Origin of the sequence: Arthrobacter globiformis (assembly GCF_030818015.1) — a bacterium.
Taxonomy (GTDB): Bacteria; Actinomycetota; Actinomycetes; order Actinomycetales; family Micrococcaceae; genus Arthrobacter; species Arthrobacter globiformis_C.
Map to the genome: position 1 here is coordinate 4,188,496 of NZ_JAUSZX010000001.1, position 25,122 is coordinate 4,213,617.

General features: G+C 67.7%; 26 protein-coding genes. 14 read left to right on the top strand and 12 right to left on the bottom strand.

The window, feature by feature from the left end; genetic code table 11:
• Nucleotides 1–48 precede the first annotated feature (48 nt).
• Nucleotides 49–1,203 carry an acetate kinase gene (locus QFZ23_RS19625; protein ID WP_306925511.1) on the bottom strand — a complete coding sequence of 385 codons (1,155 nt, stop codon included), beginning with the start codon at nt 1,201–1,203 and terminating at the stop codon, nt 49–51.
• Nucleotides 1,204–1,211: 8 nt separating this feature from the next.
• On the bottom strand, nt 1,212–3,335 hold the full coding sequence (gene pta, locus QFZ23_RS19630; protein WP_306925513.1) for a phosphate acetyltransferase: 2,124 nt from the start codon (nt 3,333–3,335) through the stop codon (nt 1,212–1,214).
• Between the two features lie 252 nt (nt 3,336–3,587).
• Between pta and QFZ23_RS19635 the strand changes: the two genes are divergently transcribed.
• Genes QFZ23_RS19635 through paaK form a run of 3 tightly spaced genes read left to right on the top strand, consistent with a single transcriptional unit; the run spans nt 3,588 to nt 6,294 of the window.
• Nucleotides 3,588–4,448 (top strand): CPBP family intramembrane glutamic endopeptidase, encoded by an 861-nt coding sequence (locus QFZ23_RS19635; RefSeq protein ID WP_306925515.1) that lies wholly within the window; start codon nt 3,588–3,590, stop codon nt 4,446–4,448.
• A gap of 36 nt (nt 4,449–4,484) precedes the next feature.
• Nucleotides 4,485–4,928 carry a hydroxyphenylacetyl-CoA thioesterase PaaI gene (gene paaI, locus QFZ23_RS19640; RefSeq protein ID WP_306925517.1) on the top strand — a complete coding sequence of 148 codons (444 nt, stop codon included), beginning with the start codon at nt 4,485–4,487 and terminating at the stop codon, nt 4,926–4,928.
• A 10-nt stretch (nt 4,929–4,938) separates the two neighbouring features.
• Entirely contained in the window at nt 4,939–6,294 is a 1,356-nt protein-coding gene (gene paaK / locus QFZ23_RS19645; RefSeq protein WP_306925520.1) for a phenylacetate--CoA ligase PaaK, read from the top strand.
• A 10-nt stretch (nt 6,295–6,304) separates the two neighbouring features.
• Here the strand turns inward: paaK and QFZ23_RS19650 are convergent, their stop codons facing one another.
• A complete protein-coding gene (locus QFZ23_RS19650) occupies nt 6,305–6,574 on the bottom strand; it encodes a multicopper oxidase domain-containing protein (protein WP_306925522.1) in 270 nt (89 codons plus the stop codon).
• Nucleotides 6,575–6,885: 311 nt separating this feature from the next.
• On the opposite strand from QFZ23_RS19650, the gene QFZ23_RS19655 reads away from it, so the two are divergent.
• Complete coding sequence (locus tag QFZ23_RS19655; RefSeq protein WP_306925524.1) at nt 6,886–7,503, top strand: TetR/AcrR family transcriptional regulator; 618 nt, start codon at nt 6,886–6,888, stop codon at nt 7,501–7,503.
• 53 nt (nt 7,504–7,556) lie between these two features.
• Nucleotides 7,557–8,390 carry a DUF427 domain-containing protein gene (locus QFZ23_RS19660; protein WP_306925526.1) on the top strand — a complete coding sequence of 278 codons (834 nt, stop codon included), beginning with the start codon at nt 7,557–7,559 and terminating at the stop codon, nt 8,388–8,390.
• A gap of 85 nt (nt 8,391–8,475) precedes the next feature.
• On the opposite strand, the gene QFZ23_RS19665 is transcribed toward QFZ23_RS19660, so the two are convergent.
• Both QFZ23_RS19665 and paaZ read right to left on the bottom strand, forming a co-directional pair.
• Nucleotides 8,476–8,883, bottom strand: a complete 408-nt coding sequence (locus QFZ23_RS19665; RefSeq protein ID WP_306925528.1) for a VOC family protein — start codon at nt 8,881–8,883, stop codon at nt 8,476–8,478.
• Between the two features lie 178 nt (nt 8,884–9,061).
• A complete protein-coding gene (gene paaZ / locus QFZ23_RS19670; protein WP_306925530.1) occupies nt 9,062–11,173 on the bottom strand; it encodes a phenylacetic acid degradation bifunctional protein PaaZ in 2,112 nt (703 codons plus the stop codon).
• 334 nt (nt 11,174–11,507) lie between these two features.
• On the opposite strand from paaZ, the gene QFZ23_RS19675 reads away from it, so the two are divergent.
• The 4 genes from QFZ23_RS19675 to QFZ23_RS19690 all read left to right on the top strand — a co-directional run bounded on the left by QFZ23_RS19675 (nt 11,508) and on the right by QFZ23_RS19690 (nt 14,640).
• Entirely contained in the window at nt 11,508–11,861 is a 354-nt protein-coding gene (locus QFZ23_RS19675) for a PaaI family thioesterase (RefSeq protein ID WP_306926944.1), read from the top strand.
• A gap of 92 nt (nt 11,862–11,953) precedes the next feature.
• Nucleotides 11,954–12,703: an ABC transporter permease gene (locus tag QFZ23_RS19680; protein WP_306925533.1), complete on the top strand. Its 750-nt coding sequence runs from the start codon at nt 11,954–11,956 to the stop codon at nt 12,701–12,703.
• A 210-nt stretch (nt 12,704–12,913) separates the two neighbouring features.
• A complete protein-coding gene (locus tag QFZ23_RS19685) occupies nt 12,914–14,263 on the top strand; it encodes a hypothetical protein (protein ID WP_306925535.1) in 1,350 nt (449 codons plus the stop codon).
• 80 nt (nt 14,264–14,343) lie between these two features.
• Nucleotides 14,344–14,640: an antibiotic biosynthesis monooxygenase family protein gene (locus QFZ23_RS19690; protein WP_306925537.1), complete on the top strand. Its 297-nt coding sequence runs from the start codon at nt 14,344–14,346 to the stop codon at nt 14,638–14,640.
• 82 nt (nt 14,641–14,722) lie between these two features.
• Here the strand turns inward: QFZ23_RS19690 and QFZ23_RS19695 are convergent, their stop codons facing one another.
• Nucleotides 14,723–16,984 carry a S1 family peptidase gene (locus tag QFZ23_RS19695; protein WP_306925538.1) on the bottom strand — a complete coding sequence of 754 codons (2,262 nt, stop codon included), beginning with the start codon at nt 16,982–16,984 and terminating at the stop codon, nt 14,723–14,725.
• The gene (locus QFZ23_RS19700) at nt 16,981–17,688 is read right to left on the bottom strand and encodes a tyrosine-protein phosphatase (protein WP_306925540.1); all 708 of its coding nucleotides are present in this window, start codon (nt 17,686–17,688) and stop codon (nt 16,981–16,983) included. Before QFZ23_RS19700 ends, QFZ23_RS19695 begins: the two co-directional genes overlap by 4 nt.
• A gap of 163 nt (nt 17,689–17,851) precedes the next feature.
• On the opposite strand from QFZ23_RS19700, the gene QFZ23_RS19705 reads away from it, so the two are divergent.
• Genes QFZ23_RS19705 through QFZ23_RS19715 form a run of 3 tightly spaced genes read left to right on the top strand, consistent with a single transcriptional unit; the run spans nt 17,852 to nt 19,451 of the window.
• Nucleotides 17,852–18,703, top strand: coding sequence for an SGNH/GDSL hydrolase family protein (locus QFZ23_RS19705; RefSeq protein ID WP_306925542.1), 852 nt, complete (start codon nt 17,852–17,854; stop codon nt 18,701–18,703).
• 51 nt (nt 18,704–18,754) lie between these two features.
• On the top strand, nt 18,755–19,186 hold the full coding sequence (locus QFZ23_RS19710; protein WP_306925544.1) for an SRPBCC family protein: 432 nt from the start codon (nt 18,755–18,757) through the stop codon (nt 19,184–19,186).
• Between the two features lie 34 nt (nt 19,187–19,220).
• Nucleotides 19,221–19,451 carry a DUF6480 family protein gene (locus QFZ23_RS19715; protein WP_306925546.1) on the top strand — a complete coding sequence of 77 codons (231 nt, stop codon included), beginning with the start codon at nt 19,221–19,223 and terminating at the stop codon, nt 19,449–19,451.
• Nucleotides 19,452–19,531: 80 nt separating this feature from the next.
• Here QFZ23_RS19715 and QFZ23_RS19720 read toward each other — a convergent pair whose 3' ends face one another.
• The 5 genes from QFZ23_RS19720 to QFZ23_RS19740 all read right to left on the bottom strand — a co-directional run bounded on the left by QFZ23_RS19720 (nt 19,532) and on the right by QFZ23_RS19740 (nt 23,798).
• The gene (locus QFZ23_RS19720; RefSeq protein ID WP_306925548.1) at nt 19,532–20,386 is read right to left on the bottom strand and encodes a 3-hydroxyacyl-CoA dehydrogenase family protein; all 855 of its coding nucleotides are present in this window, start codon (nt 20,384–20,386) and stop codon (nt 19,532–19,534) included.
• Nucleotides 20,383–21,183, bottom strand: a complete 801-nt coding sequence (locus tag QFZ23_RS19725; RefSeq protein ID WP_306926945.1) for an enoyl-CoA hydratase/isomerase family protein — start codon at nt 21,181–21,183, stop codon at nt 20,383–20,385. The genes QFZ23_RS19720 and QFZ23_RS19725 overlap by 4 nt, the downstream gene beginning before the upstream one ends.
• A gap of 74 nt (nt 21,184–21,257) precedes the next feature.
• Nucleotides 21,258–22,469: a thiolase family protein gene (locus QFZ23_RS19730; RefSeq protein WP_306925550.1), complete on the bottom strand. Its 1,212-nt coding sequence runs from the start codon at nt 22,467–22,469 to the stop codon at nt 21,258–21,260.
• 181 nt (nt 22,470–22,650) lie between these two features.
• Nucleotides 22,651–23,340, bottom strand: a complete 690-nt coding sequence (locus QFZ23_RS19735; RefSeq protein ID WP_306925552.1) for a pentapeptide repeat-containing protein — start codon at nt 23,338–23,340, stop codon at nt 22,651–22,653.
• Nucleotides 23,340–23,798: an SRPBCC family protein gene (locus QFZ23_RS19740; RefSeq protein ID WP_306925553.1), complete on the bottom strand. Its 459-nt coding sequence runs from the start codon at nt 23,796–23,798 to the stop codon at nt 23,340–23,342. Before QFZ23_RS19740 ends, QFZ23_RS19735 begins: the two co-directional genes overlap by 1 nt.
• 120 nt (nt 23,799–23,918) lie before the next feature.
• Here QFZ23_RS19740 and QFZ23_RS19745 point away from each other — a divergent pair, with 120 nt between their 5' ends.
• A complete protein-coding gene (locus tag QFZ23_RS19745; RefSeq protein WP_003797692.1) occupies nt 23,919–24,095 on the top strand; it encodes a CsbD family protein in 177 nt (58 codons plus the stop codon).
• Nucleotides 24,096–24,231: 136 nt separating this feature from the next.
• On the top strand, nt 24,232–24,957 hold the full coding sequence (locus QFZ23_RS19750; protein ID WP_306925555.1) for a dienelactone hydrolase family protein: 726 nt from the start codon (nt 24,232–24,234) through the stop codon (nt 24,955–24,957).
• Nucleotides 24,958–25,122 lie beyond the last annotated feature (165 nt).

Below are 25,122 nucleotides of genomic sequence, written 5' to 3' on the forward strand. Positions count from 1 at the left end.
CGTTTGCTGCGGCCCGAGTTGTTGCGCCCCGAGCGCTTAGCCCCGAGCCTAGCCCCCGACGACGGCGGCTGTTGCCTCGGCGATGGCGCGCTCTTCGTCCGTGGGCACCACCAGCACGGGGATGGCGGACGCTTCGGTGGAAATCACGCGGGGTTCCTTGGACCGCTCGCTGTTCAGCCCGGCGTCGAGCTCGATGCCCAGCGCCCCCAGACGCTCCCCCACCAGAGAGCGGAACTGGTGCGAGTTCTCGCCGATCCCGGCGGTGAACACCAGCGCCTTGGCCCCGCCGACCGCCACGTGGTAGCCGCCGATGTACTTGGCGAGCCGGTAGGAGGTGACCGCCAGCGCGGTGGCCGCGCGGGAATCACCGGATTCGGCCGCCTCCACCACCGAGCGCATGTCGTTGTTGCCGGCGAGCCCCTTGAGCCCGGACTCGCGGTTGAGCATCGAATCGAGGTCCTCGGCGTTCCAGCCGGTGCGGGCCAGGAACACCAGGATGGACGGGTCCAGGTCGCCGGAGCGGGTGCCCATGACCAGGCCCTCCAGCGGCGTGAAGCCCATCGACGTGTCCACGGACTTGCCGCCCCGGATTGCCGTGACGGAGGCCCCGTTGCCGAGGTGGGCGATGACGCCGTCGAACTCCTCCACCGGGATATCCAGCAGCGCGGCGGCACGGGCGGTGACGTATTCGTGTGAGGTCCCGTGGAAGCCGTACCGGCGGATCCCGTGGTTGGTGTAGAGCTCATCCGGAACGGCGTAGCGCCAGGCGTGCTCGGGCAGGCTGCGGTGGAAGGCGGTATCGAACACGGCCACCTGCGGCATGTCCGGCCACTTCTTGGTGATGGCGCGGATGCCCAGCACGTTGGCGGGGTTGTGCAGCGGCGCGAGCGGGTTGAGCCGTTCGATGGCGCGGGTGATCTCGTTGTCGATCAGCACGGGTTCGCCGAACCGCTCGCCGCCGTGCACCACGCGGTGCCCCACCGCGTCCAGCTGCCTTTCGCCCAGCACGTCGTGGATGGCCGCGTCCACCTGCTCGAGGGCTTCGGCGTGGTCTGCCGGGCCCACCACCTCGCCGTCGCCCTGGCCGCCGTTGGACACGCCGATCCGCTCGATCAGCCCTTCGGTGAGCACGCTGCCTTCGGCGACGTCGCGCACCTGGTACTTGAGCGAGGACGAGCCGGAGTTGATGACGAGCACGAGCATGGGGCCTCCTAAGCCTTGACTGCTGAGACGGCGGACGGTTCTGTGGTGCCGGTGGCGGGTGCCGCTGTCTGCGCCTGGATCGCGGTGATGGCCACCGTGTTCACGATGTCTTCCACGGTGCAGCCGCGGGAGAGGTCGTTGACGGGCTTGCGCAGCCCCTGCAGGACGGGCCCGACGGCGACCGCTCCGGAGCTCTGCTGCACCGCCTTGTACGTGTTGTTGCCGGTGTTCAGGTCCGGGAAGATGAACACCGTCGCCTGCCCGGCGACGGACGAGCCGGGCATCTTGGACTCGGCGATGGAGGCGTCCACGGCGGCGTCGTACTGGATGGGGCCCTCGACGGCGAGATCCGGGCGGCGTTCCCTGACCAGGTCGGTGGCCTGCCGGACTTCCTCCACAGCCTCGCCCGAGCCGGAGCCGCCGGTGGAGTAGGACAGCATGGCCACGCGCGGCTCCACCCCGAACTGGGCCGCGGTCTCGGCGGAGGCCAGGGCTATGTCCGCGAGCTGCTCCACGTTGGGGTCCGGGTTCACCGCGCAGTCGCCGTAGACCAGCACGCGGTCCGGCATGAGCATGAGGAACACCGAGGAGACGATCTTCACGCCCTGCCGGGTCTTCACGAACTCCAGGGCAGGCCGGATGGTGTGGGCCGTGGTGTGCGCGGCGCCGGAGACCATACCGTCCACCACGCCCAGCTGGACCATCATGGTGCCGAAGTAGCTTTCGTCCTGCATGACCTCCAGCGCCCGGGCCAGGTCAACGCCCTTGTGCGCCCGGAGCTCGGCGTACCTGGCGGCGAAGTCCTGGCGCAGCTCGGAGGTGGCGGGGTCCACGATGTTGATGCCGGCGAGGTCGATGCCCCGGCTGGCGGCGAGCTCCCGGACGTCGGCTTCCCGGCCCAGCAGCGTGAGGTCGCAGACGTCCCGGCGGTGCAGGATCTCGGCGGCCTTCAGGATCCGGATGTCCTTGCCCTCCGGCAGGACGATGTGCCGGCGCTGGGAGCGGGCCCGCTCGATGAGGTCGTGCAGGAACCGCAGCGGGGTCATCCGTTCGGCGCGGGGCAGGTGCAGGCGCTCGAGCATCTCGGCCTCGTCCACCTGCCGGGACCACAGGCCCAGCGCGGACGCCACCTTCCGCCGGTGGCCGCTCCAGATCTCGCTGCGGACCTCGGACACGCGCCGGGCCGTGGTGTAGGTGTCATCCTCCGTGGCGAACACCGGGAACGGGGCGGAGGCCAGCAGCGGATAGATGTTGGCGTCCGGAGCCAGGCCGCCGGTGAGGATCAGCCCGGACGGCACCGGGAACTCGGGCGAGAAGGACGACGCCAGGCAGGCCACCATCACGTCCGCCCGGTCACCGGGCACGATCACCAGCGCGCCGTCGTCGAGCACGTTCAGGAAGTTGCCCACATTCATGGCGGCGACCTTGACGTCCCGGACGTCCCGCTCCATGTCAGCGCGGCCGGCGATCTGCCGCAGCGCCAGCGCCGTGCCCACCTCGCCGGTGGTGGGCCGGGCGATGTCCTCCAGCTCCGGGAAAACGTACACCGGCCGGCCGGACGCGCCCGGCTTTACGGCGGCAATGATGGCGTCCACGTCCTCCGGGTCCGCCCGGTTCACCATCATGGCCAGCAGCGAGCACTTTTCGGCGGCGAGTTCCTTACGGGCGACGTCGACGGCGGCCGCGGCCTCCGCCACGCTGCGCCCCTTGGCGCCCACCACCGCGACGACGGGCGCGGCCAGGTTGTTGGCCAGGCGTGCGTTGAGGTCGAATTCGACGGCGGCGTCGTGGCCGGTGAGGTCCGTCCCCTCCACGATGATCACGTCGCAGTGCCGGCCCATCTCGGCGAAGATCTCCACGCAGCGGGAGTCGATGTCCTCGCGCCTGCCCTCTGCGAGCAGGCCGCGGACCTCGGTGAACGTCAGCCCGCCGCGGCAGCGCTGGTCGTCCAGGTCGAAGCGGGACTTCATGAGCGCCACCATCGGATCCGCGCCGGCGTCGTCGCCGTGCACCACGGGTTTGAAGAATCCGATCCGGTCCGCGTGCCGGTGGAGCGTGTCCGCCAGGCCCAGCGCTATGAGCGACTTCCCCGATCCCGGAGTGGTCGCGCTGACATATATCCCTTTGGCCATGGTCTGTCCTCTGGTTGGAAGCTCCTGCGTGGAACGTACTGCATTGGACGTGCCGGATTACTGACTGGGCGCGCCGAGGCCCGCCCACCCCCATACTTTCACTTGTTGCCGCGCTTCCGGGAGCACACAATGGTGTTGATTGCCACGTCGGCGCACATTCGCCGCCCCGGACCCGGAGTGGGCCAGCGCCCCGGGACCGGCCCATCCGCAGCAGCACCCTGGGCTGCAACGTCCTGAACGATGGTGGTCCCGATGAATCCCGCTGGCCGCGCTTCCGATCCATCCTCGCGGCGCGGAACCAAAGCGCGGCGCCGGGCCAAGGCCTGGGAGGCGGGCCACCGGCTCACGTTGTTCTTCGCCCTGGCCTTCGCTATTTCATGGCTGGTGTGGCCGCTGACCCTCCTCAACCCGAACAGCTCGCCCCTGATACCGTTCGGGCCTGCCCTGGCCGCGGCCATCACCGCCTTTCTCGCAGGCGGCAAGGCCGAGCTGCTGCAACTGCTCGGGCAGCTGGCCCGGTGGCGCGTGGCCGGCCGCTGGTATTTGGCCGCCGCGGGCCTGCCGTGCCTGCTGGTAACAGTAGCCACTGCCCTCACAGTCTCCGGCGGCGCACCCGCCCCGGAGCTCGGACCCAATCCGGGCTGGTTCATGCTGCTGGGCACCTTCGCGTTCACAATGGTGACCGTTGGCCTCTTCGAGGAGCTGGGCTGGCGCGGCTACGCCCTTCCGCTCCTGCAGCGGGACCGCCCGGCCCTGTCTGCGGCGCTGCTCCTCGGGCTGGTGTGGGCGGCGTGGCACCTGCCGGAGCTGCTGTCGGATCCCACCGGGCAGCGGCCGCCGCTGCCGTTCCTGCTGATGGTCCTGGCGCAGTCCGTGCTGCTGGCCTGGCTCTACAACAGCAGCGGCAGCGTTCCCATCTGCATGGTTTTCCACGCCGCGTTCAACACCTCCGGTGCCCTGGTCTTTCCCGCCCTGCTTGGGCCTGACTACCTCACGCTCTGGTGGACCGTGGCGCTTCTGCATGTCCTGGCCGCGCTGGTGGTCGTCGCTGTCGCCGGACCCCTAAGGCTGGCCCGCACCCTTGACACGAACCCCTCCAATGGGATTACCTAATGAACGATCGGTAAATAAAGCTGGAGGCAATGACGCATGGCTGAAACAACAATCCCCGGGGTGTCCCACCCCATCCTCGAGAACGACTACGCCTCGGAATGGATGGGCATAGAAGTCCTTGCCCTGAGCGACGGCCACGCAACCGTCCGGATGACCCTCCGGCAGGAAATGCTCAACGGCTTCGGCATGGCCCACGGCGGAATGATCTTCGCCTTCGCAGACTCTGCGTTCGCTCTTGCCTGCAACCCAGCGTCCCCTGCCGACCTCGACAGCATCACCGTTGCCGCCGGCGTCGACATCAACTTCCTCAAGCCCGCCTACCAGGGCCAGGTGATCACCGCCGTCGCCGACCGCCGCTCCAGCGCGGGCCGCAGCGGCCTCTACGACATCCAGATCTTCGCTGCCGATCCCGGCGCCCAACTGCCGGGTGAGCTCATTGCCGAGTTCCGCGGGCGCAGCCGCACCATCCCCAAGAAGTAGGAAACAGACCATGACCCTCCACGCCCCTGAACCCACCGTCGCCGCCGCGCCTGCCGGCGCCGTGCTCGACCCCGAGGAGACCATGTCCCGGGACGAGCTGGAGGCGCTCCAGCTCAGCCGGCTCCAGCACACCGTCGCTTATGCCTACGACCGGGTTCCGCTCTACAAGCGCAAGTTCAACGACGCCGGCATCCACCCTTCGGACCTGCGCGAACTCGCCGACCTCGGCAACTTTCCCTTCACCACCAAGGAAGACCTTCGCCAGGAGTACCCGTTCGGTATGTTCGCCGTCCCGCAGAGCGAGGTGGCCCGTGTGCACGCCAGCTCCGGCACCACGGGCCGGCCCACCGTCGTCGGCTACACCAAGCAGGACCTTGCCGACTGGGCCAAACTGGTGGCCCGCTGCCTCCGGGCGTCCGGCGTCCGCCCCGGAATGAAGGTCCACAACGCCTACGGGTACGGCCTGTTCACCGGCGGGCTGGGCGCCCACGCCGGCGCCGAGGCCCTGGGCTGCACCGTGATTCCGATGTCCGGCGGGCAGACCGAGCGCCAGATCCAGCTCATCCAGGACTTCGAGCCGGACGCCATCCTGGCCACGCCCACGTACCTGCTCACCATCTCCGATGCCATGGCGCACATGGGCATCGACCCCACGTCCACCTCGCTGAAGTACGCGGTGCTCGGCGCCGAACCCTGGACGCAGGAGATGCGCCACGAGCTCGAAGTCACCATGAACATCAAGGCCTGCGACATCTACGGCCTCTCCGAGGTCATGGGTCCCGGCGTCGCGGGCGAATGTGTGGAGACCCAGGACGGCAGCCACATCTGGGAGGACCACTTCCGCCCGGAGATCATCGACCCCTTCAACCCGGCCCCGGGCAAGGAAAACGTGCTGGGCGACGGAGAACACGGCGAGCTGGTCTTCACCTCCCTCACCAAGGAAGCCCTGCCGATCATCCGGTACCGCACCAAGGACCTGACGCGTCTGCTCCCCGGCACCGCCCGCCCGGCACACCGACGGATGGGGCGCATCACCGGCCGCAGCGACGACATGATCATCCTCCGCGGCGTGAACCTCTTCCCCTCCCAGATTGAGGAAATCGCCCTCCGCATCCCCGAGCTCAGCCCGCACTTCCAGCTGGTGCTCACCCGGCCCGAGGGCCAGCGCATGGACCAGTTGACGGTGAAGATCGAGCGCCGTGAATCCGTCCCGGCAGAGGCAGTTAGGACGGCGGCCCGCGCCCTGCGCGAGCAGATCAAGATCCACGTAGGTTCTTCGTGCACGGTGGATGTGGTGGAGCCCGGCTCGCTCGAGCGTTCCAGCGGCAAGCTGCGCCGGATCTACGACCTGCGGCCGAAGGAATAGGCCTCCCGGGTTAGGGCGTGATCGACCAGCCGAACATCATGGCGTGGTCCTCGTGGGCCAGGTTGTGGCAGTGCGCCACGTACGGGCCCACGAAGTCCCGGAAGCCCCGGTAGAGGACCACCGACTCGCCGGGATCGAGCGCCGCCAGGTCTTCCTTCGAGACGTCGTCGGGGTGCCCGGGATCTCCTGCACGGGTCACGTCCTTGGCAGGGTCCTTGGCGGCCGGGAACTCACCCTGCACGGCGCTCGTCGCCCATGTCCATGCCGCCTTTCGGGTCATAGATCGGGTACAGGCCCACCATCCCCTTGTACACATTCGAGCCGGTGTGGTCCATCGTGTGATCGTGGAACCAGAAGAAGCTCTGCTTCTCCCGGTCGTCGCCGCCGGCGGGCCAGTTGCCGCACCGATTCCCCTGGCGAAACTGTGGGGCTCGGACCTTGGGGAAGGCTGACGGCCAGCCGCGCAGACCCTCCGAATGGGCGGTCTGCCGACCGTCGCGGATGCCCGGCCCGCACGGGCGGGCCTGCCTGTGTCGTCTTGTTTTTCGGCGCGTGCCCGGATTACCGAACGTTCATGAGAAAATAGCCGGTATGCCCAGCACAGCAGCCAGCACAGCAGCCACCACCAAACGCGGCCGTCCCGGCTACGACCAGCAGTCGGTGCTGCTGATCGCCGTCGACGTCTTCAACCGCCACGGCTACGATGCCACATCCATGGGCATCCTCGCCGAAAATCTGGGCATCTCCAAGTCCGCGATCTACCATCATGTGCCGTCCAAGGGTGACCTGCTGAAGCTCGCACTGGACCACGCGCTCGGCGGGCTGGAGGCCATCCTGGACCAGCCCGGGGCCACCTCGGGGGCGGCTGATGCGCGGCTGGAGTTCGTGCTGCGCCAGACCATAGCCGTGCTGGTGGAGCGGCTGCCGTTCGTCACGCTGCTGCTGCGGCTGCGCGGCAATACGGACATCGAGCGGAACGCCATGGAACGCCGCCGCGCCTTCGACCACAAGGTCGCGGGGCTGATCTCCGCGGCCCGCGACGAGGGATCGCTGCGCCAGGACATCGACCCCCGCACCGTGACCCGGCTCCTCTTCGGAACCATCAACTCGATCGTCGAGTGGTACAAACCGGGCGGTTCACTCTCGCCGGAAAAGCTGGCCGACGACGTCATCACCATGGCGTTCGACGGCCTGCACGCGAAACCCTGACAGGCTAAAAATTAGGCGTTGACGCCGGGCCCCCGGATGCCCACCCTGAATGCATGGCCACGAAACTGTCGGATCTTCTGTTCGGCGCATTTTCTGATCTCCGGTACCAGCCCACCTCCAAAAGGATCCGGGCGGGGATCGACGGAAGTCCCGTCGTCGACACCCAGGAAGCGCTCCTGATCTGGGAACCGAAACGTGTCACCCCGGTGTACGCCGTTCCCGAGAAGGATCTGCTGGCACGGCTTGAGCCGCCCGCTGCCGAGCGGGACGGCCGCCCGGACGAGTATCCCGTCCGGCTGATGGCAGACGCCCCGCCGGCGCTGGACCCGAGGACCGGGTTCCGGCGGCACACGGCGGCGGGCGAGGAGCTCGACGTCGTGGCCTCCGCGTTCAGCGTGCCCCGGGCAGCCTTCCGGCCCTCGGATCCGGATCTTGCGGGGTACGTCGTGCTGGATTTCGGCGCGTTCCACTGGCTCGAGGACCACGAGGAGATCATCGGCCACCCGCGGGACCCGTTCCACCGCGTGGACATCCGCGCCACGCTGCGCCACATCGAAGTGAAGCTCGATGGCGCGGTGCTGGCCGATACCGTCGGAGCCCACCTGCTGTACGAGACGCTGCTTCCCGTGCGGTACTACATACCGCCCGAGGATGTCCGACTGGACCTGCTTGAGGCCAGCCCGCACAGGACCATCTGCCCTTACAAGGGCGAGGCCAGGTATTGGAGCTATCCGGAGTCGGCTCGGGGCAAGAATATCGCCTGGGCCTACGATTCGCGGTTCATCGACGCGCGGCAGATCCACGGCCTGGTCTGCTTCTTCAACGAGCGGGCCGATGTGTACGTGGACGGCGAGCCGCAGGAGCATCCGGTCACCCCCTGGTCCTAAACCCTCCCTCACCTCTCGCCGCCCAAAACCAAACCCTTCCTCACCTAGGTGAGGAAGGGTTTGGGAACCTGCGATGGCGGGACGATCAGAGCTGATACTCAGCCTGTGTTCCGAGCCTCTCGTGAATGCAGAGGATGTTGTTTTCGGTGTCCATGAACCAGGCGCATTTCTCGGCGTCGGTCGAACAGATGTGGTGTTCGGTCTTCAAATCGGGGAGGTCATAGTCCTGGAACCGAACGCCCTTGGACTCCATGTCCTGGACGGTCCGTTCAATGTCCGTGACCTCGAAACTCAAAGTGGTGTGATCGGAATGCTTTCCGTCTTTGACGGGCATCAGCTGCAGCATGGGGCCGTCAGGGTTGCCGAATAAATCGCTTCCATCATCAGCCTTGCCACGGTGTGGGAGGCCCAACGTATCCGCGTAGAATCCGCGGGCGCGGTCCGGATCATCGACAGGCAGGATGGTTGTGGCTGTTCTTAGTGCTAGGGTCATTTCGCCACCTCCTACGGGGGTCATTTTACGCCCGCAAAACCCCGAAAGATCATGGGAAATTTCGCCCTGTCCGGCACGATTGAGGACGCGTCCCGACAAACCCGACAAGACCTGAGGACGCGTCCCGACAAACCCGACAAGACCTGAGGACGGGTCCCAATAAACCCGACGGGCGGGGTTACTTCTCCACGAGGGTGAGGACGTCGTAGGTGGCCACGATTTCGTCGTTCTGGTTGGTGAGGACCGCGTCCCAGGCCACTTCGCCGTACTCGTCAGTCTCGCGCGGGGTGATCTTCTTGGCGGTCAGCGTCACCCGGATGGAGTCGCCCGCAGCCACAGGGGTGATGAAGCGCAGATTTTCCAGTCCGTAGTTGGCCAGGACCGGGCCCGGGGCAGGCTCCACGAACAGTCCCGCGGCCCAGCTCAGCAGCAGGTAGCCGTGCGCCACGATGCCCGGGAAGAACGGGTTGGCCTCGGCTGCCTCCTGGTTGGTGTGGGCGTAGAAGGTGTCGCCGGTCGAGTTGGCGAACGCGGAGATGTCCTCGAGCGACACCTGCCGCAGGTCCGAGCGGACGGCGTCACCAATGCGCAGCGTTTCCAGCGACTTGCGGAACGGGTGGGTACCCTCGGTTTCCACCGTGAAGTTGCGGTCGGCGCCGGTGTGCCAGATCCCGGTCACGGCGGTCAGCATGTTGGGCGAGCCCTGGATGGCGGTGCGCTGCATGTGGTGCATCACCGAGCGGATGCCGCCCAGCTCTTCGCCGCCACCGGCACGTCCCGGTCCGCCGTGGACCAGGTGCGGGACAGGCGAACCATGACCTGTGGACGACCGCGCGTCCTCGCGGTTCAGCATGAGTACGCGTCCGTGGTGGGCTGCGATCCCCGTGACCAGTTCCTGCGCCACGGACGGGTCGTTCGTGCAGACCGAGGCCACCAGCGAGCCGCCCCCGCGGGCGGCGAGCCGGACGGCGTCGGGAATGTCCTTGTACCCGATCACGGACGACACCGGTCCGAACGCCTCCAGCGAGTGGACCGGCTCGGCCTCAGCGTCGGCCCAGCTGAGCACCACGGGAGACATGAAGGCTCCGCCTTCGACGAGGCCCTTAGCGCCGTCCGCGCTGGTGACCGACGGCGAATCGAGGGTTCCGTACGCAAGCTCGCCGCCGGCGTCGAGCATTGACTGCACGGCAGCCCGGACATCGGCGAGCTGTTCCAGGGAGGCGAGCGCACCCATGGTCACACCCTCCGCGCGGGGATCGCCGAGCACCACGCGCTGCTCCACCCGGGCGCCGATGGCGGAAACGACGGCAGATACCAGGTCCTGCGGCACGATGGCACGGCGGATCGCGGTGCACTTCTGCCCGGCCTTGACCGTAATTTCGGTGACCACGGACTTGATGAACGCGTCGAATTCGGGCGTGCCCTCGACGGCGTCCGGGCCCAGGATCGCGGCGTTGAGCGAGTCGGTCTCCGACGTGAACCGCACGCCGCCCAGCACCACATTGGGGTGCGACTTCAGGGACTGCGCGGTGGACGCCGAACCGGTGAAGGCCACGAGGTCGCGGTAGTCCAGCACGTCCAGCAGTCCGCGGACAGAGCCCGAAATCAGCTGCAGTGAGCCCTTGGGCAGGATGTTGGATTCGATGATGGCCTTGACCACGGCCGCAGCAACGTAGCCCGTGGGGGTGGCCGGCTTGACGATGGTGGGGACGCCGGCGATGAAAGCGGGAGCGAGCTTCTCCAGCATGCCCCAGACCGGGAAGTTGAAGGCGTTGATCTGCACGGCGACGCCGGGGATCCGGGTGTAGATGTGCTCGCCGGCAAAGGAACCGTCCTTGGACAGCACCTCCATGGGCCCATCCACCACCACCTGGGAGTTGGGCAGTTCACGCCGGCCCTTGGACCCAAACGTGAACAGCACGCCGATGCCGCCGTCGATGTCGATCATCGAGTCGATCCTGGTGGCGCCGGTCTGGGCGGAGAACGCGTAGAAGTGCTCGCGGCGGGCGTTCAGATACTGCGCCAACTCCTTGAGCTTGAGGGCACGCTGGTGGAAGGTCAGCTTGCCGAGTTCCGTTTGGCCGGTGGTGCGGCCGTAGTCCACGACAGCGGCCAGGTCGAGGCCGTCGGTGCTCACCTTGGCCAGGATCTCCCCCGTGCTGGCGTCCCGGACGGGGACGGCGGAAGCCGCCGAGCCGGCGTCGGGAGTCCACCAGGAATCCTGCACGAAACTGGGGACGGTTTCCACGGTGTCCAGGGTGGCTTCGGGGGCAGTGGCGGTGGTGGTCATCGTTGACGGGTCCTTCCAACGGGGGACAAATCTGATCCGGCCAGAACATTACTGACCGTCCGTTCGGTAATATGTCTACAGTACATGAATGTGCCCCGCTGCACACTAGTGGCGATTTCCCACCGGCCACGGCGGACACCGCCGCGAATGAACACCAAACCGAGGAGAGCACGTGACGCCCGAAGCCCGCGACGCAGAACGGACCGCCACCCACGCACCCGGGGAATCCCAGGCAGCGGCACCACCGGCACCCGGGGAAATCCGGAAGCCCGTTCCCGAGGGACCGGCACCCGGGGAACTGTGGAAGATCACCCTCGGCGAGCTCGACGAGAAGATGGGCGTGAAAATCGTCGAGGAGTCGGTCGAGCGCGTCGTGGCGACCATGCCGGTGGAGGGGAACCGCCAGTCGTTCGGCCTCTTGCACGGCGGCGCTTCCCTGGCCGTGGGCGAGGCCGTGGGATCATGGGCAGCGGTGATCCATGCCAGCACGCTCGGCAAGACCGCCGTCGGTGTGGACGTCTCCGCCACTCATCACCGGTCCGCCCGGAGCGGCCTCATCACCATCACGGCCACCCCCATCCACCTCGGCGGCACCCTGACCACGCACGAAGTGCTGATCACCAATGAGGCCGGGCAGCGGCTGTGCACGCTCCGGATCACCAACCTGCTGCTTGCCCCGCGGCCCTGACGCGGTCCCTGACGGCGGCCGCCCTGACTGACGCCGCTGCCTGCAGCCGTTCCTACAGCCTGCCGCGGGCCCTCCCCGGCTAGGCTGATCTCGTGATCGAGCTTGGCAGCCTGGCCCCCACCGTGATCGCGGTGGGCCTCCTGATGGCGCTGACGGCTGCAGTCCTCAAAGGTTTCCGGGTTCCGCACGCCTTCGCGCCCGCCCTTGCCATCCTCCGCGGCGCGGCGCAGCTCGCCGCGGTCAGCCTGATCCTCGGCGCCGTAATCGCGAGTGCCGAATGGGTGGCCGTGGCGCTGGGCGTCATGTTCACCGTCGCCGCCGTTACCGCCGCACGCCGCCTCGCCTGGTCCTGGCACCGCCTTGCTGTTGTAGCCGGCTCAATGGCCGCCGGCATCCTCGCGTCGCTGGTCATCGTGTTCGGCACCGGCGCCATCGAGTTCACCTCCCGCTACGCTCTGGCGATCGGCGGGATCGTCGTCGGCAATTCCATGGCGATTGCGGGGCTCGCGGGCCGCAGGTTCAACGAGGCCATGATCGACCGCTGGGACCAGGTGGAGGGCTGGCTCGCCCTGGGTGCCTCTCCCCGGCAGGCCACCCGCGAGATGGCACGCGGCGCCGTGTACTCCGCGCTCATTCCGACGGTGGACCAGACCAAGACGACGGGCCTGGTCACCCTTCCGGGGGCCTTTGTCGGGGCGATCTTCGGCGGGCTTTCACCGCTGGAGGCCGGCCGGTTCCAGATCGTGGTGCTGGCCTCGATAATGGCCGCCGGGTCCGTCACCGCCATCCTGCTCATCAGCCTGCTGGCCCCGGTCCGCGTGCGGCCCGCACCGCTCGCCTAGGCGGCTGCAGTCCGGCGGTTGGCCGGCGTGTGTCGGCACCGCCAGTCTGGCTTCCGACGGCGCCACAACCCAGTCCCACCACTCGCCTTTCGAGCCGCGCACCGGGCCGTTGACATTGCACCGGGCGCTCTATAATCTGGCCGCTCCGGACCAGAGGCAGCGGCGCTGCTGGGCCGGGCCCTCATTGTCCGCCTCCCGGCAGGTGCAATCATGAGCACACGTTCCAGAAGGGCCGCCGTCGCGCTGGCGGTTGTCGTCCTGGTGGTCCTGCTCGTGGGCTGTGTCTCCGAGCCGGCCCCTTCGGTCTCCAAGCCGGCCCCTTCGACGCCGTCCACCCACTACTTCGTGAGTGCAGTGGGAAGTGACACCAACTCCGGGACCACTCCGGATTCGCCCTGGCAGTCACTGATGAAGGTCAACGAAGTGGCCTTCAACCCTGGCGACTCCATCAGTTTCCGCAAGGGTGACGAATGGATCGGCAACGTCGTTTTGGATGAAAGCGGAACGACGGCGTCGGCCATCAGACTGGACAGCTACGGAAACGGGAACCTGCCAACAATATCCGGTGGAGAGGGCGGAGACTGCTTCCGGCTGAACGGCAGCCACATCGAGGTGGACGGGCTGCGGGCCATCGGCTGTGGTTACGCGGGCTTCAATGTCTACGGCGACCACGTGGTGGTTAAGAACTCGGAGGCCGCCGACAACACGGCTGGCATCAGAGTGGGTACGGGCTCCGACTTCGGAAACTACTCCAACAATGTCCTGACGGACAACAACGTCATGAACGTCAATACGCCGGGAGATCAGTGCGGCACTCGGGAGGCGGCCAACTGCACCGACGATTCGGGTGCGTTCGGCGTGCTGATCAACGGCAACGACAACGAGTTCTCCGGCAACACGGTCACCGGTTCCACAGCTTCCTCCTACGACTTTAGGCGGGATGGAAGCGCCTTCGAGATCTACAACGGCAGCCGCAACAACATCCACCACAACAAGGCCATCAATAACAACGTGTTTTCAGAGATCGGGCGCTCCGACGGAGCAGCAAACGGAAACGTTTTCCGCTACAACCTCATCCGTTCCGCGTGCGGCGCTGAATGCACCGAGGCCGGCGGCCTGATCATCCGCGGCCCGGGTACCCGGTACGGCCCCGTAAAAAGGACCACTTTCGAATTCAACACGGTATGGCTCAACGGCAGCCATTCGCGCGGCGTCGTTTGCCACGCATCCTGCCCCTCCTCGACCGTCATCCGCGCCAACATCCTTGTGGCCGTGCGGGATGCCCTGTGGATGGACGGATCCGGCTGGACGGAGCAGTCCAACGTCGTCAACGGCCCCAGCAACGTCCCGCTCGACAACAGTTCGACGACGGCTCCCGCGGAGTTCGTCAATCCTCCGGACGATCTCCACCTCACCGGCGGCAGCCCGGCGATAGACCGCGCGGGCAGCAGCCCGTCCAAGGTGGACCTGGACCAGGCTTCCGTGCCGCAAAACGGTCAATGCTCAGGATCCGGACAGGCCGACGCCGGCGCGTACGAATACAAGCCGTCCAACTGTTAGCCCGGGTTAGCGTCTTCCGCCCGCCGCGGCGCGGGAAGATAATCAGGTATCCGCTCTGCACACCAATGGAGGTGGTGGATGTGTCTGTCTACACATTGGGAATCTGGCTCGTGAAGCCCGGCCACGAGGACGATTTCGTGAAGGCATGGAAGGACATGGCCGACCAAACGCACAAAGATTATCCGGGCGGGCGAGGCCTGCTGATGCGTGACCGCGACGTCCCTAACCGTTTCATCAGTACCGGGCCTTGGGCGTCACTCGAGCAGGTCGAACAATGGCGGGCCTCGGCGACGTTCACCGAGGGCCTCGCGTCGATCCGCGACATCATCGAGCACTTCGAGCCGCACACTCTGGACGAAGCCGCCACCATCGGCTGAGCCGGTCCGGTTCCGTTACACCGAACCAGCGCACCGCATCGCGGCGACGCCATCTGTCGTTGCGCCGCCATCGCAACGTGGGCTAGCGCCTGCTGCGGCGTCGCACGATTACCAGCGACAAGACACCGAGCAGCAGAGCCACTCCCGCCCCAGCTACAGCAATAGTCAGGCCCGATACCCCGGTGTCGGCGAGCCCCATCGGCGCCGCATCCCGGCCCGGAACTCCAGCACCGTCCGGAACTGCAGCACCGTCAGGTCCTGCAGCCGCGGCGGGAAGCACGGCGACCACCGACGGCTGAGGCGCGGGCGTAAGCACCGCAGGCTCGCCGCCCTTCGCCGCGGCCGGCGGCGACGCAGCCGGGGACCCGCCGGGGCCTGGCGTACCGGCGCCGGAACCGCCCGGCGCGGGCACCCCGGGCGCCGGCACTGTGCTGAAGTTACTCAGCTCGGAGCGGCTGAAGCCGTTCATCGCCTGGGCCGTGAACTCCGTGGCGGAGCCGGGCGCACTGAAGGCCCAGCTGCCCGTGGCGTCCACGTCCACGTCGAACGGTTCGCTGCCCGGAAAAGTGACCCGGACCTGGGTTCCCGCCGGAACGTCGGTGGCCGGGGCCGAGGCCAGCCGGCCGGTGATTCGCTGACCCGGAGCGATCGGCCCGGCCGGAAGTGACCCGGCCAGGACCGGCCTGTTCAGGAACAGCCTCAGCTGCACGCCTTGGAGGACTGACATCGAATCCTCAAGCGTCGCGGCAACGGCGAAGTTCTCTGTGGTGTCGCTGGAGTTTCCCGCGGAGTGCGTGCCCACGGCGTAGTTCCCGCTGATCCATGGTCCGCCAGAATCACCGCCGCTGGATTGCACCGATGTGGAGAGGAATCCGCTGAAGGATCGCAGGTCGGCAGGGTCCCCCGAGCCTCCGCCCACGATGTAGATCCCCACTTCGTCCACGGTGCCGCATGACCATCCGGCGGTCCGTCCGGAGCGGCAAACGGCCTGCCCCACAAACGGCGACGCCATGCCCACGATCTTCACGGAGCCGGTCCCGAGGCTCGTGGCGTCCTCCCACGTGGTGGTGGCCGGGAGCGGGTCAACGTCTGCGCGGATGGAGCCGATGACCGCGATGTCGTTCCCCGGCGTGCCGGGATTATCCGGATCAGTGACCCTCGAGTTGCCGGGCCCGCCGAACTGGCTGAAGCCGAATGTCCCGAGTTCCCCGGTGACCGCAGTTTCGGCCGCGAATCCTCCGGCGGGATCCCCGGCCGGCAGGGTCACCTCGGCGAGCCGCGCGGCGCCGTCGTCGGCACAGTGGCCGGCAGTGAGGACCAACGGCTTGCCGTCGCGGCTGAACGCGCCGAAGCCGGCGGAACAGACCACCGCGCCGTCGATCCGGTACCCCTGTCCGCCGAAGAAGTCCTCCTCCGGGGCCAGGGGTTCGCCGGTCTCAAGGACCACGTTGGCGTACTGCCCTACGAATTCCGACGGCGACAGTCGCGCGCCGCTTGCCGGGTCCGCCGACGCCGGAGCCGGGTTGGTCGTCGGCCGGGCTCCGTCCGCTTGGGCTCCGTCCGATTGGGTGCCGTCCGTTTCTGTTGCGGGCTGAGGCTCCGATTGGGCCTCGTTTACCCCGCCCGTGCGGATGATGAACTTGCCGTCCGCCTCGGCCACGGCCTGGAGTCCCGCGGGGCCCACCTCGCGGAGGTACGCCTGATAAAGCTGCTCGACGCTGGCGGCACGAAGGTCCTTCTCGGTTTGCCCGGCCGCCGAGTTCCGGGCACTTGGTTCAGGGGCAGGGGTCCCAGGGGCAGCGGTCGCAGGGGCGGTTTCAGGGGCAGCAGCTCCCGAAGGCGGCGCGAGCACAAATTCCTCCCGGGCCCCGGAGTCGGCCGCGTTGAGCGCATCTACCGCCTTGGCGAGTGCGGAGCCGGTACCTGTTACCGCGATCTTGCCGCCGTGCAGCCTGACGGCTTCAAAGCCGGGGACCACGCGGAGTGTGTCCAGGGCGGCGGCCGCGCGTTTTCCCTGCTCCCCTGCGGCGTCGAATTCCTCCAGCGTCATGCCCAGGTCGCGCAGAACGGCTTCAGCTAGGCCCTCCGCCGATGTGCCGGCCGCTGCCGGCGGTGCCGAGCTTGCCGGGGATGCGCCGCCCGTGACCGGCGCTCCGGAACCTCCTGCCGCCGGATCTGCAGCCTGGGGCGGCACCGCCGGCGAGGCGAGCGCGGCGCCGGACTCCGCCGTCGTGCTTTCCAAGGCAGCGTAAGCGGGTACTGACGCGAGCGGGGCGCCCAGCGCCACCGCAGCCGCCAGGGCGAGTGCGCGCCGGAGCGCCCGGCCGGATGCGGGAGAAGTCACAGGGCAACCCTAGCGCCGAGGGCGGCCAGTACTGCTTCCAGCTCCGGCTCGGTGACGCCGTTCCGCAGCAGGAATTCCCTGGTCTTGAGCTGCCGCACGAAGCCCAGAACCCGGGCACCGCGGGTCTCCAGGAGGCGGGACAGGGTTTCCTCGTCGAGGTAGCGTTCATGCGGATGCGGCGGCCACATGGTCCGGTGGCGTTCGTTGATGCTGCGCATGGCGGCCTGATAGCTGGCCACGATCTCGGAATCACTGGCCCCTGCAAGGTCCTGGAGCATGGCCGCGACCATGCCGCTGCGGTCCCTGCCAGCCGAACAGTGGATCACGACGCCCCCTGGCGCGGCAGCCACGGCCTTGAACACGGCGGCGAGCCGGTCAGGAAAGAGCCGGGCGTTGGCGGCATAGTGTGCGGGATCGTTCAGGTAAGGATCGCACAGGGCCTTGAACTCGGGATTTTCCGGATCCTCGGTGGGTGCCAGGACGACGTCGAACGCGGCGAGCGCCTCGCCCACCTCCGGATCGCCGGGTCGGCGCTGCCGTTCCCCGGGATTCCGAAGGTCAATGATCGTGCGGATCCCGTCGCGATAGGCTTCCTTCCAGCCGGCCTCTGTGAGCCATTCCCGCCGCCCCATCCGGTAGACAGAGCCAGCCACAAGCCAGGCGTTCACCGCCCCGTCCCAGCCGATTTGTCCCCTCGCGTTCACGGAGCCAGCTAACCACACCTTCCGCTTCGGTGCAGGGCTGAAAGCAGGTAGTGCCGGACAACAGGGCAGAAAAACGCGTACCCCGTGTGGGTTTTAGGCAGTCGGCGGGCGTACCCTAGGGCGATGAGCGCCGTTTCCGGCCTGAGCGAATATGGGGATGCAGATGACAGCCAGACAGCCTTTGCGACGGCGGATTGCACGTCTCACCGGTGTCCTCGCGGCGCTGGCCATCGCCGGCGTAACCGCCGCGCCGGCGTCCGCGGACCGGTTCGATTCCTATGTGGCGCTGGGCGATTCCTACGCCGCCGGCCAGGGCGCCGGACCGTACGCGGACGCCTGCCTGCGGAGCGGCCATAGCTATCCCGTGCTGCTGGATGCGACGCGCAAGATCGGCCTGACCGGGAATGCGGCGTGCAGCGGAGCCACCACCAGCACCGTCCGGGCAACCCAGATCCCCTCGCTGAGCAAGAAAGTGGACCTGGTGACCGTCACCGCCGGCGGCAACGACCTGGACTCCATCGGCGCGCTGGTGATCTGTTCGCAGGACTCCGGTGCGGCGTGCACCGCCGCCCTGGCACAGCGGGCCGCCGTCCTGCAGACCGCCCTGACCAACCCGGCGGCGAGCCCGTTCTTCCAGGATCTGCTGGCCATGCTGAACGACGTCAAGGCAAAGGCACCGCGTGCTGACATCTACGTGACCGGGTATCCGCTGCTGTTCGAGCCGGGCGCCGGGCCCGCTGCTGATCCGATCAACGGGCTGACGCAGCAGCTGAACGCGGTCATTGCCAAGGCGGCCCGCCAGGCGGACGGCGGCCGCGCGAAGATTGAATACGTGGATGTGGCGCGCGCGTTCTCCGGCCACGGAATTGGGTCCGCGGAGCCGTGGATCGTGGGGCTGCCGCCGCTCTGCACTGCTTCCGCCACCTGCGGCAGCCAGACCGCCGATATCTTCCATCCGACGGCTGACGGCTATGCCAAGGGGTACGCCGCCTCCATCCGGGCGGCGGTCTACTAGGCGCCTGCCCAACACCGTGTGCCCGGCGCCGCGCGTGGCTAGGCTGGTGTCATGATCACAGTCTCGGGCACTGTCGCTTCATCCCTGCCGGCGCGGACTGCGTTCGCCTACCTGTCCGCCTTCGAGCACACCAGCGAGTGGGACCCCGGCACAGCGGTCATGGACAAGCTGACCGAGGGGCCTGTCGCCGTCGGCCACCGCTACCATGCCGAGGCCGTGTTCCGTGGCAAGCGCCAGCCCATCGAGTACGAGGTCATCGAACTGTTCGACAACCACATCAAGCTCCGGGGCGAACACCGGAACCTCGTAGCCTTCGACTCGATCGACGTGCGCTCGCTCAGCTCCGGCTCCGAAGTCCTCTACACGGCCCAGTTCAGCATCAACTGGCCGTACAAGCTGCTGCAGCCGTTCCTCACGCCGCAGTTCATGAAGCTGCGCGACCCCGCCCTGAACGGGCTGCGCCAGAAACTCGAATCGCTGTAGCCGGCCAGTCGCCAATCCAGCAAAGGAGGACCCCGTGAGCAGCCAGAACCCCGACCCCCTTGAAGACCACCTCACCGGGCTGGAACCGGGCGGCGGAGTGCCGCCCGGGGAAACACCGCCCGCTGAAAGCTCCACCGGAGGACCGCAGGGGCACGACGAGGGAGGACCACCGCGGGGAACCCAGGTGGCGGTGCTGGTCCTCATCGGACTGGTGGTGCTGCTGTGCCTGCTGTTCTTCGTCGGCTACATCGTCGGCCTGCTGTAGGCGCCGCTCTGCTGTAATCGCTTGTAATCGCGTCGGTCCGCCGAAGGCGCACCTGCGGGCAGTCAGGCGCGCCCCCGCGGTCAGTCAGCCCAGTCGAAGAAACCCTTGCCGGTCTTGCGTCCCAGTTCGCCGCGGGCCACCTTGTCCCGCAGGATCTGCGGCGGCGCGAAGCGCTCCCCCAGCGTGGAGTGCAGGTATTCGGCGATGCCGAGGCGGACGTCGAGGCCCACAATGTCGGTGGTCTTCAGCGGACCGGTGGGATGCTTGTAACCCAGCACCATGGCGGCGTCGATGTCCTCCGCGGAGGCCACGCCCTCCTCCACCATGCGCATCGCCTCCAGCGCAATCGCCACACCCAGCCGCGAGGACGCGAACCCCGGGGCATCATTGACGACGACGGCGGTCTTGCCGAGCGCAGCCGTCCAGCCTTTCGCCTGGGCCGCCAGCTCGGGCGACGTCTCCTTGGCCACCACCACCTCGATCAGGGTGGATGCGGGCACGGGATTGAAGAAGTGCAGCCCCACGAAGCTGGCCGGCCGCTGCAACTGGGCGGCGAGGTCGGTGACCGAGAGCGAGGACGTGTTCGAAGCCAGGAACGCGTCCGGTGCCAGCTGTTCCTCCACCGCTTTCAGGGCACTGACCTTCAGCTCGAAGTCCTCCGGAACCGCCTCCACCACGAGGCCGCAGCCGGCGAAGGCCGAGTAATCGGTGGACGTGCTGAACCGGGCCAGGACTTCCTCCGGGGTTCCGTCCAGGGCGCCGCGGGAAGCGGACTTGGCCACGGCGTCGGCGACCCGGGTGCGGGCCCCGGCGGCAGCATCGTCGTCGCGCTCCACCACCGCCACGTTGGCGCCCTTGATGAGGAAGGCGTGGGCGATTCCTGCGCCCATCCGGCCGCCGCCGAGAACTCCGACGTGCTGGGGAATGGCGGTCATGGCTTGGTCCCGTCTGTGGTGGTGTTCTTCTTGCCTGAGTTCTTCTTGTCTGAGTTCTTCTTGTCCAGGAAGGCCTGCATCCGGTCGAACTTGGCCTGCGACTCGAACAGGATTCCCTGCGCCAGCTGGTCGATCAGCGGGTGCGCCTCCGCCGGGGCGTGGAACACCGACTTGGTGATCCGGACTGCCAGCGGGTCCTGCCGGGCGATGCGGTCGGCCAGCCGGTGGGCGGCGTCCATAAGGTCGGTAGGCTCGTGGAGTTCGGTGACCAGGTTGACGGCGAGGGCCTCCTCGGCCTTCAGCACCCGGCCGGCCAGCAGGATTTCCTTGGCCACGGGCTCCCCCACGAGTTCCTTCAGCCGCCAGCTGGCACCGGCTGCGGCCAGGATGCCGAGTCCCGTTTCCGGGTTGCCGATCCGAATGGCCGGGGTGCCGATCCGGAAGTCGGCAGCGTACGCCAGCTCGGCGCCGCCGCCCAGGCAGTAACCGTCCAGCGCGGCGATCACCGGCATGGGCAGTTTGGCGATCCGCACAAAGATGGTGGAGTTGATGCCGTGCAGTGCGTCGTCGCGGCGCCGTTCCCGCAGCTGGGCGATGTCCGCGCCGGAGGCGAAAACGCCCTCCGTGCCGGCAATAATGAGGACCTTCGGGTTCTTCTCCAGCTCGGCGCACACGGCATGGAGCTCATCCACCATCTGCTGGTCGATCGCGTTCCGGACTTCGGGGCGGTTGAGGAGCACCACCACCCGGTCCCCGCGCTCCTCGACCAGGAGGGTGCTGAACTCCTGGGTGCCCAAGTGTCCGTTCGCGCTGGCCTGGCCCGTTTTGTCCTGGTTCGTGCCGTCCTGGTTCGCGTTCTCCTGCCCCGGCACTAGACGCGCTCCAGCAGCATGGCCGTGCCCTGGCCCACGCCGATGCACATGGTGGCCAGGCCGATCCGCGCGTCTTCGCGCTCCATCCGGCCCAGCAGGGTGATGGCAATCCGGGAGCCGCTGGAACCCAGCGGATGCCCCAAAGCGATGGCACCGCCGTCGTTGTTGACGATGTCCGGGTCCAGCCCAAGGCGCCGAACACTCGCGAGGGACTGGGTGGCAAACGCTTCGTTGAGTTCGACCGCGCCCAGGTCACCGACGCTGAGCCCGCTCCGTTTGAGCACCTTCTGGGTTGCCGGAACCGGGCCGATGCCCATGATTTCCGGCTCGCAGCCGGCGGAGGCGCCGTCGATGATGCGGGCACGGGGCGTGAGGCCCAGCCGCTGGATTGCGGCCTCGGAGGCCACGATGATGGCGGAGGCGCCGTCGTTGAGGGAGGACGAGTTGCCGGCTGTGACCACCGAGCCGCCGGGCACGACCGGGCGGAGGCCGGCCAGAACGTCCATGGAGGTTCCCGCGCGCGGGCCCTCATCGGTGTCCACCACCGTCTCGGATTTCCGGGTCCTGACCGTCACCGGGACTATCTCGTCCTTGAAGCGGCCCGCCTCGATGGCCGCGAGCGCCCGTTCGTGGGAGCGGACGGCGAAGGCGTCGGCGTCCTCGCGGGAGATGTTGTCCACGCGGCCCACCTCCTCGGCCGTTTCCGGCATGGAGAACGTCATTTTGCCGTCGCGGGACAGCTCGCCCTTCGTGAACAGCGGGTTCACGAAGCGCCAGCCGATGGAGGTGTCGAAGATGTCGCCGGGCTTGGCGAAGGCCGTCTGCGGCTTCTCCTGGACCCACGGGGCACGGCTCATCGACTCCACGCCGCCGGCCACCACGATGTCCGCCGCACCGGACTTAATCATCTGGCTGGCCATGATGATGGCGCTCAGGCCGGAGGAGCAGAGCCGGTTCACGGTGATGCCCGGAATGTGCAGCGGAAGGCCGGCCAGGATGGTGGCCATGCGCGCCACGTTCCGGTTCTCCTCACCCGCGCCGTTGGCGTTGCCCAGGATGACCTCGTCGATCGCGTCCGGATCCACGCCGGCCCGGGCCACGGCCTCGCGGACCACCAGGGCACCCAGATCATCGGGCCGGACCGCCGAAAGCGCCCCGCCGTATCGTCCTACCGGGGTGCGGGCACCGCCGACCAGAAAAGCCTCGACCATGAGAACATCCTTTTTCGCAGAAGCTGGGCGGTCGGAAGCGAATAAATTACCGACCGTTCGTTCTATAAAGATTACACGGTGCGGGCAAGCGGTCAACGGGACGGGAGTTTTTGTCCATTTGTCGCGAGTTAGCGAGCCTCGAAGTCGTGACAAGTGGACAAAAACTCCGAGCCTCCAAGCCTCAGGCGATGACTACGCCCAGGTGGGCCGCAAGGAGTGGGGCCAGGAGTCCCAGTTGGTACTCGTCGATCACGACGCCGGCCAGGCTGCCCAGGCCGCTGAGGCTCCGGAAGTCCGTGCCGCGCAGATCGAAGTCCTTCAGCCTGGCGCCGGCAAGGTCCAGGCTCCCGATGGTGCAGTTTTTCAGCGCAACCCGGACGGCGGTAGCGGAACCGAGGTCCAGTTCGCTGATGATGCAGTCGCTGATCTGCACGTCTGCCAGCCGCGATCCCCGCAGGTTCAGGTAGTCGATTTTGCCGCCGTCGATCCGCACCGACTGCCAGCCGCCCTCGTACAGCTCCGCCGACCCCCACCTGGGGTTGCTGAAGACGACGTCGTGCATGGTGGACCGGGCCGCGTTCAGGACGGGGGCAAAGGCCTCAGCCACAACGCAGTCCCGGAACGTGGCGCCGCGCAGCTGGGCGTCGTTGAAGGAGACGCCGGCGAATTCGCACTCGGCGAAGGTGATGCCGCTGAGCTCCAGCCCGTCGGCTTCCGCGCGGCTGTACCGCATGCCTTCATACCGGTCGGCACGCCTGAAGTCCGGCGCACCGTCATCCCGGAGGCCTTCCAGGGTGACCGGCGCCAGCCTCGGCGGCGTGACCTTCGACGCCGCACCCTGCCGGGGTTTGCCCGCAGACCGCCCCGCCACTAGAGCTGCTCCGCTTTCGCGGCTATTTCGGCGAGGTCCTTCGCCAGGGCCTTCCGCGTCACGCTCATCCCCAACCGCCCGAACACGGCGAGCATCAGCCGGCTGAATACGGTGGGCCTGAGGACCTCGGCGCCGAAGGTCATGGTCAGGTCGGTCCCGCCGCCCCGCTCCTCCAGCGTGAACCGGGACGTGTAGTCCGCGCCGCCCTGCAGCGCCTTGACCGTGGTGCTGTGCGGGGGATCCGCCTGGGACACCCACATTTCCACGGTTTCGCGCCGGCCCATCATGGACCGCGTCTCCTTCCAGCGGGTGCCCTCGCCGTACGGGCCCTCGCTGACCATCTGGATGGACTCGACCCCGGACAGCGTGGCGGCGGACCCCGGAACATCCGAGATCACCTGCCAGACTTTCTCCGGGCTGGCGTTGACATGCTGACTCAGGGTGAGGCTGTGATCCATCCTTCGAGCCTAGCCGCGCCACGGACATTTTTGCCGCACCGCTTGAAATAGTAAGCATGCTTCGTGTTAGGCTGGAATGGCTTTGTCAGATCAACCGGCAACGGAAGGTGGTGCCCCCTGATGGGTATCGGAGACAAGATCCAGAACGCTGCAGAGGACTTCGGCGGCAAGGCCAAGGAAGCCGCAGGCAACGCAACGGACAATGACCGCCTGAAGGCAGAAGGCCAGAAGGACCAGGTGGTTGCCGACGCCAAGAAGGTCGGCGAAGACGTCAAGGACGAATTCAAGCGGGATTAGTACACCACCGCCAAACGGCGACGCCGGACTCCCTTGGGGGGAGCCCGGCGTCGCCGTTTTTGTGGGCCGGGACGGCCGCCCCGCAAAGAAGATGGCACAGACAAGACCGCAAGCAGGCCCGTGCGAGACTGGGCCCATGACGCACGTAGACCTGGGCGGGACAGGCGCTGCTGCCGGCGGATCCAGGAACCTTCGGGGATACCTCGCCACACCGGCCGGAGCGGGCCCCTTTCCCGGCGTCGTGATGATCCACGAGGCATTCGGCCTCAACGACCAGATCCGCCGCCACGCCGACAGGCTGGCCGCGGCGGGCTACCTCACCCTCGCCGTCGATCTCTACAGCGACGGCGGCCCGCGCCGCTGCCTGGTCGGCGCCATGAAGTCCATGATCACCGGCGAAGGGCGCGTCTTCGCCGACATCGCCGCGGCGCGCAGCTGGCTGAAGGCGTCGCCCCTCTGCACCGGCAGGACGGGCGTCATCGGCTTCTGCATGGGCGGAGGGTTCGCGCTGCTGGCGGCCAACGACGGCTTTGACGCGGCGTCCGTGAACTACGGCAGGCTCCCCCGCGACCCCGAGACATCGCTCCGCGGCGCCTGCCCGCTGGTTGCGAACTACGGCGCCCGGGACCGCACCCTGCGGGGCGCCGCCGTGAGGCTGGAATCCGCGCTGGACGCCGTGGGCGTCGAACACGACGTCAAGGAGTTCCCGACGGCGGGCCACTCCTTCGTGAACGACCAGGAGGAGGGCCCGCGGGCGCTGCGCCCGCTGATGCGCGTGATGGGCATCGGCCCGGATCCGGCCGCCGCTCCGGAAGCGTGGCGCCGGATCGAGGACCACTTCGCGAAGCACCTCAGGGACTAGCCCCTCTGCGCGAACGGACACTCGTGGCCCTTCAATGGGCGCCCCCAAGGGCCACAAGTGTATGTTCGCGCTTAACCCAGGGGCCACAAGTGTACGTTCGCGCTTTCCGGGGAACGACGACGGCGGGCGCCTCCGGAAAGGAGGGCCCGCCGTCGTGATCAAAAC

Coding starts and splice junctions, on each gene's coding strand:
- QFZ23_RS19625 (WP_306925511.1), bottom strand. CDS start 1,203: ATGCTCGTGCTCGTCATCAACTCCGGCTCGTCCTCGCTCAAGTACCAG.
- pta (WP_306925513.1), bottom strand. CDS start 3,335: ATGGCCAAAGGGATATATGTCAGCGCGACCACTCCGGGATCGGGGAAG.
- QFZ23_RS19635 (WP_306925515.1), top strand. CDS start 3,588: ATGAATCCCGCTGGCCGCGCTTCCGATCCATCCTCGCGGCGCGGAACC.
- paaI (WP_306925517.1), top strand. CDS start 4,485: ATGGCTGAAACAACAATCCCCGGGGTGTCCCACCCCATCCTCGAGAAC.
- paaK (WP_306925520.1), top strand. CDS start 4,939: ATGACCCTCCACGCCCCTGAACCCACCGTCGCCGCCGCGCCTGCCGGC.
- QFZ23_RS19650 (WP_306925522.1), bottom strand. CDS start 6,574: ATGACCCGAAAGGCGGCATGGACATGGGCGACGAGCGCCGTGCAGGGT.
- QFZ23_RS19655 (WP_306925524.1), top strand. CDS start 6,886: ATGCCCAGCACAGCAGCCAGCACAGCAGCCACCACCAAACGCGGCCGT.
- QFZ23_RS19660 (WP_306925526.1), top strand. CDS start 7,557: ATGGCCACGAAACTGTCGGATCTTCTGTTCGGCGCATTTTCTGATCTC.
- QFZ23_RS19665 (WP_306925528.1), bottom strand. CDS start 8,883: ATGACCCTAGCACTAAGAACAGCCACAACCATCCTGCCTGTCGATGAT.
- paaZ (WP_306925530.1), bottom strand. CDS start 11,173: ATGACCACCACCGCCACTGCCCCCGAAGCCACCCTGGACACCGTGGAA.
- QFZ23_RS19675 (WP_306926944.1), top strand. CDS start 11,508: ATGGGCGTGAAAATCGTCGAGGAGTCGGTCGAGCGCGTCGTGGCGACC.
- QFZ23_RS19685 (WP_306925535.1), top strand. CDS start 12,914: ATGAGCACACGTTCCAGAAGGGCCGCCGTCGCGCTGGCGGTTGTCGTC.
- QFZ23_RS19705 (WP_306925542.1), top strand. CDS start 17,852: ATGACAGCCAGACAGCCTTTGCGACGGCGGATTGCACGTCTCACCGGT.
- QFZ23_RS19710 (WP_306925544.1), top strand. CDS start 18,755: ATGATCACAGTCTCGGGCACTGTCGCTTCATCCCTGCCGGCGCGGACT.
- QFZ23_RS19720 (WP_306925548.1), bottom strand. CDS start 20,386: ATGACCGCCATTCCCCAGCACGTCGGAGTTCTCGGCGGCGGCCGGATG.
- QFZ23_RS19730 (WP_306925550.1), bottom strand. CDS start 22,469: ATGGTCGAGGCTTTTCTGGTCGGCGGTGCCCGCACCCCGGTAGGACGA.
- QFZ23_RS19740 (WP_306925553.1), bottom strand. CDS start 23,798: ATGGATCACAGCCTCACCCTGAGTCAGCATGTCAACGCCAGCCCGGAG.
- QFZ23_RS19745 (WP_003797692.1), top strand. CDS start 23,919: ATGGGTATCGGAGACAAGATCCAGAACGCTGCAGAGGACTTCGGCGGC.
- QFZ23_RS19750 (WP_306925555.1), top strand. CDS start 24,232: ATGACGCACGTAGACCTGGGCGGGACAGGCGCTGCTGCCGGCGGATCC.